The sequence below is a fragment of the Caulobacter sp. 10L414 genome, from assembly GCF_056395525.1.
In genome coordinates this window covers 1-373 of sequence record NZ_JBFTJR010000162.1, presented here as the reverse complement: position 1 = coordinate 373, position 373 = coordinate 1, and the positions used below count along the sequence as shown (strand labels likewise).

Annotated in this window: 1 protein-coding gene; it reads left to right on the top strand. The window is 67.8% G+C overall.

Annotation, left to right across the window (positions count from 1 at the left end; all coding sequences use genetic code 11):
- Positions 1-373: fimbria/pilus outer membrane usher protein (locus AC1DCG_RS25215; protein WP_477041771.1), on the top strand; the 373-nt coding region annotated here is incomplete at both ends.

Genomic DNA, 373 nt, shown 5'->3' with positions numbered 1-373 from the left:
AACCAGGGCCGCCAGTTCGGCCTGAACGCGGACGGCAGCGTGGTCGCGCACGCTGGCGGCGTCACATTGGGGCCGCCGCTTGGCCAGGCTGCCGCACTGGTCGAAGCCAAGGGCGCGGAAGGCGGGCGGATTGTCAACGGTCAAGGCGCGCGCATAGACGGCAATGGCTATGCCTTGCTGCCGTCCTTGACGCCCTACCGCGTGAACCGGGTGGCGATCGACCCGACTGACCTGCCGGATGACGTGGAACTGGAGACTTCCAGTGACGAGGTCGTACCGCGCCTCAACGCCCTTGTGCTCGTGAAGATGCCAACCGTCACAGGCAAAGCGGCGCTGGTGGCCATGCATGACGCGGCCGGCAAGGCCCTGCCGC